At 63.5% G+C, this 4,088-nt stretch carries 3 protein-coding genes; all 3 read left to right on the plus strand.

All coding sequences use genetic code 11. The features are described from left to right. Nucleotides 1-98: 98 nt before the first annotated feature. The 3 genes from AC1DWI_RS15440 to AC1DWI_RS15450 all read left to right on the plus strand — a co-directional run bounded on the left by AC1DWI_RS15440 (nt 99) and on the right by AC1DWI_RS15450 (nt 3,816). A complete protein-coding gene (locus tag AC1DWI_RS15440) occupies nt 99-563 on the plus strand; it encodes a (2Fe-2S)-binding protein (protein WP_477669329.1) in 465 nt (154 codons plus the stop codon). 11 nt (nt 564-574) lie between these two features. Beyond that, entirely contained in the window at nt 575-2,725 is a 2,151-nt protein-coding gene (locus AC1DWI_RS15445) for a xanthine dehydrogenase family protein molybdopterin-binding subunit (RefSeq protein WP_477669330.1), read from the plus strand. Between the two features lie 62 nt (nt 2,726-2,787). Next, nucleotides 2,788-3,816 (plus strand): XdhC family protein, encoded by a 1,029-nt coding sequence (locus AC1DWI_RS15450; protein ID WP_477669331.1) that lies wholly within the window; start codon nt 2,788-2,790, stop codon nt 3,814-3,816. Nucleotides 3,817-4,088 lie beyond the last annotated feature (272 nt).

Raw genomic sequence — 4,088 nt, forward strand, 5'->3', positions numbered from 1 at the left:
GTCGTAGCATGAGTCCCGCAAGGCCTTCGGGTAGTAGCTGACTTTTGGGGGCCTGCCCGATCCTGTGATGACAGTGATTCAACAAAAGGGGACTCCACATGACAACAAAACTCAACGTGAACGGCCGCGCCGTTTCCGTCAACGCTGAATCTGACACACCCCTTTTGTGGGTGATACGCGATGAGCTGGGCATGACCGGTACCAAGTTCGGTTGTGGTGCGGCCTTATGCGGCGCGTGTACCGTGCACCTCAATGGCAAGCCGGTGCGGTCGTGTCAGACGCCGTTGTCTGCCGCTGCGGGCCAGAAGGTGGCGACGATTGAAAGCCTTTCACGCAACAACACGCACCCGCTGCAGGTGGCGTGGATCAAGCACGATGTGCCGCAGTGCGGCTACTGCCAGTCGGGCCAGTTGATGAGCGCGGCGGCCTTGCTCACGGGCAACAAGAACCCGAGCGACGCGGACATTGACGCCGCGATGAGCGGCAACATCTGCCGCTGCGGTACCTACCCGCGTATCAAGGCGGCGATCAAGGATGCCGCTTCCACCATGCGCAAAGCCTGAGGAGAACGATCATGACTGCCAACACACTGGTCTCCCTCGATCGCCCTGATCGCCGTACTTTCCTCAAAGCCTCATCAGCCGTCACGGGCGGGTTGATGATGGGCGTCACGCTGGGCCTGCCGCTGGCAACCCAGGCCGCGGGCACGCTCTACACCCCCAATGCCTGGGTGCACATTGCCGACGACAACACCATCACGCTGCTGTCTGCGCGCTCCGAGATGGGGCAGGGCGTGTATACCTCCATGCCGATGTTGATTGCCGAAGAGTTGAATGTGGATTTGCGCAAGATCAAGGTGGCGATTGCGCCTCCGGGCAAGGTCTATACCAACGCCTTGCTGGGCGCACAGATCACCGGCGGCTCGACCTCGGTGCGTGACGGCTGGGAAAAGCTGCGCATCGCCGGCGCGCAGGTGCGCATGATGCTGGTGTCGGCGGCTGCTGCGAAGTGGAATGTCGATGCGTCGACGCTGAAGGCTGAGAACGGCATGGTGATCGGGCCGAACGGCAAGAAGGCGACTTACGGTTCACTGGCCGAGGCGGCATCGAAGCTGCCAGTGCCGGAAAAAGTGGTGCTGAAAGACCCGAAAGATTTCACTGTGGTCGGTAAACCCACCAAGCGGCTGGACACACCGATGAAGGTCAACGGCACAGCCGAATTCGGCATTGACGTGAAGCTACCCGGCATGGTCTACGCCAGCCTGCAGCAATGTCCGGTGATCGGCGGCAAGGTCACCAGCTTTGACGCGGCCAGGGCCAAGGCCATGCCGGGCGTGATCGACGTGGTGCAGATTCCCGATGGCGTGGCCGTGGTGGCCGACAGCTACTGGCATGCGTACAAGGCGCGCCAGGCATTGACGGTGCAATGGGACGAAGGCCCGGTCGCGGCCATCAGCAACGCGAGCATGCTGGACGGCATTCGCAAGGCGGCCGACAGCGGCAAGGTGATACCCATCATCGCGCCCAAGGGCGATACCGCCGGCGCGATGAAGGGTGCGGCCAAGACCTTGAAAGCCGAGTACGTGTCGCCGTTGCTGGCGCACGCCACGCTGGAGCCGATGAACTTCACGGCCGACTACAAGAACGGCAAGATCCTGCTGATCGGCCCCACGCAGTTCCAGCAGGGGGCTGAAGGCAGCGTGGCGGCGGCCCTGGGTATCAAGCCCGAAGACATCACGCTGAAAACCACCTTCCTGGGCGGCGGCTTTGGCCGGCGGCTGGAGCTGGACTTCATCGTACAGGCGGCGCAAATCTCCAAAGCCGTGGGCAAGCCCGTCAAGCTGCTCTGGAGCCGCGAGGACGACACCACGCACGACTTCTACCGGCCCATGGCCGTCAACCAGCTTTCGGCCGGGTTGGGAGCCGACGGCAAGCCGGTGGCGCTCAATTTCAAGGTCACCTCGCAGTCCATCACGCAGCGCGCCTTCGGCCTGCCCAAGGACACGCTGGACCCCTTCATGGCCGAAGCCGGCGTGATGCCATACGACATCCCGAACACGCAGTACGACCTAGTGATCCACGACAGCGGGCTGCGTGTGGGCTACTGGCGCTCGGTGAGCCACGCGCTCAATGCCTTTGCCAATGAAAGCTTTGTCGATGAGATGGCGCTGGCGGCGGGCAAGGACCCGTATGCCTACCGCATGTCGCTGCTGGAAAAGCAGCCGCGCTTTGCCAATGTGCTGAAGATGGCGGCCGACAAGTCCGGCTGGGGCACACCGCCGCCCGCAGGGCGTAGCCGCGGCATCGCGCTAATGGAGGGTTACGACACCTACATGGCGCAGGTGGCCGAGGTGTCGGTGAAGGACAACCAGATCACGGTGCACAAGGTGACGGTGGTGGCCGACCTGGGCCGCATGGTCAACCCCGACACGGTGCAGGCACAGATCCAGTCGAGCATTGTGTTTGGCCTGTCAGCCGCGTTGAATAACCAGATCACGCTAGACAAGGGCCGGGTGCAGCAGACCAATTTCGGCGACTACCCCGTGCTGCGCATGCATGAGTCGCCGGTGATGGACATCACCCTGGTGCCCAGCACCGAGAAGCCGGGCGGCATTGGCGAGCCGGCCACGGCGCTGGTGGCGCCCGCGGTGGCCAACGCGGTGTTTGCCGCCACCGGCAAGCGGGTGCGCACGCTGCCGCTCAATGACAACCTGGCGAAGGCTTGAGGCCGCAGGGCTTTGAGGCCGGGCCGAGGCAGAAAAAACTGCGGGCTGCTAGCATTTGACGCATGGATAACATTGACCTCGAAGTTCTGAAGACCTCATCGCAGTGGCTGGCCGCAGGCCTGCGCTGCGAACTGGTGACTGTGCTTAAAACCTGGGGCTCCAGCCCGCGGCCTGAAGGCTCCATGCTGGCCATCTGTGAAGACGGCCGGGTGGTGGGTTCGGTGTCGGGCGGCTGCATTGAAGACGACATGATCGACCGGGCCCGCCGCGAGGGCCTCAGCCAGACGCAACCGGCCATCGTCACTTATGGCGTTTCAGCCGACGAGGCGCGCCGCTTTGGCCTGCCTTGCGGCGGCACCATTGAGCTGGCCATAGAACCTTTGTCAAAAGCAAGCCGCATCGATGAATTGCTGCAGCGTCTGCAGGCCGGTGAGCTGGTGGCGCGCCGCCTTGATTTGCACACGGGCGCCGTCACACTCAGCGCGGCCCAGCCCAGCCAGGGCATGCAGGTGTCTGAAGCCGCGCTGGTGACCTTGCACGGCCCGCGCTGGCGACTGCTGATCATCGGCGCCGGGCAACTGTCGCGCTTTGTGGCGCAGATTGCGCAGGGCATGGACTACGCCGTGACGGTGTGCGACCCGCGCGAGGAATACCGTGACAGCTGGCAGGTAGAAGGCGTGGAGCTGGCCACCGGCATGCCCGACGACGTGGTGCAGGCCATGAAGCTGGACGCCCGCTGCGCGGTGATTGCGTTGACGCATGACCCCAAGCTGGACGACCTGGCGCTGATGGAGGCTTTGCGCTCTGAGGCGTTTTATGTAGGCGCCATCGGCTCACGGCTGAACAACCAGCGCCGCCGTGAAAGGCTGGCCGAGCACTTCGACATGACGGCCGAAGAGCTAGGCAAGCTGCACGGCCCGATCGGCCTTTACATCGGCAGCAAGACGCCGTCCGAGATTGCGATTTCCATCCTGGCGGAGCTGACGGCCGTCAAGAATGGTGTGACGTCAGGACAGATGGCCAATGTCGCCGCTGCCAAGAGCCAGCTTGGTTTGCCGCCGACCGGCGAAGTCTGCGCTATCACGCAGTAGGTAGGGCCGCAGTTTGGCGGGTCAAGCCGCAAATTCAGAAGAAAAAACGCCTGCAGGCCAATAGGGGTGTGCGCAGGCAGCTATTGTATTGATAGCAAATAATCAGGTGTCGACGGCCTGTGCGGCGCTCGCGTCGAACGCCACCGGCGGCGAGCCTGCGCGCGAGCGTTCCGCCATGTGGGCCCAGGCGGCTTCCCGGTCCTTGACACGCGCAGCCGCATCAAACAGGGGAGGGGGCGGTGTTTTGTTCCGCGCTGTGTGCAGCCTGGTTT

It is taken from the genome of Polaromonas sp. P3_C2, assembly GCF_056402675.1.

Excerpts from the sequence above, each read along its gene's own strand:
- AC1DWI_RS15450 (WP_477669331.1), top strand. The coding sequence starts at position 2,788 with ATGGATAACATTGACCTCGAAGTTCTGAAGACCTCATCGCAGTGGCTG.
- AC1DWI_RS15440 (WP_477669329.1), top strand. The coding sequence starts at position 99 with ATGACAACAAAACTCAACGTGAACGGCCGCGCCGTTTCCGTCAACGCT.
- AC1DWI_RS15445 (WP_477669330.1), top strand. The coding sequence starts at position 575 with ATGACTGCCAACACACTGGTCTCCCTCGATCGCCCTGATCGCCGTACT.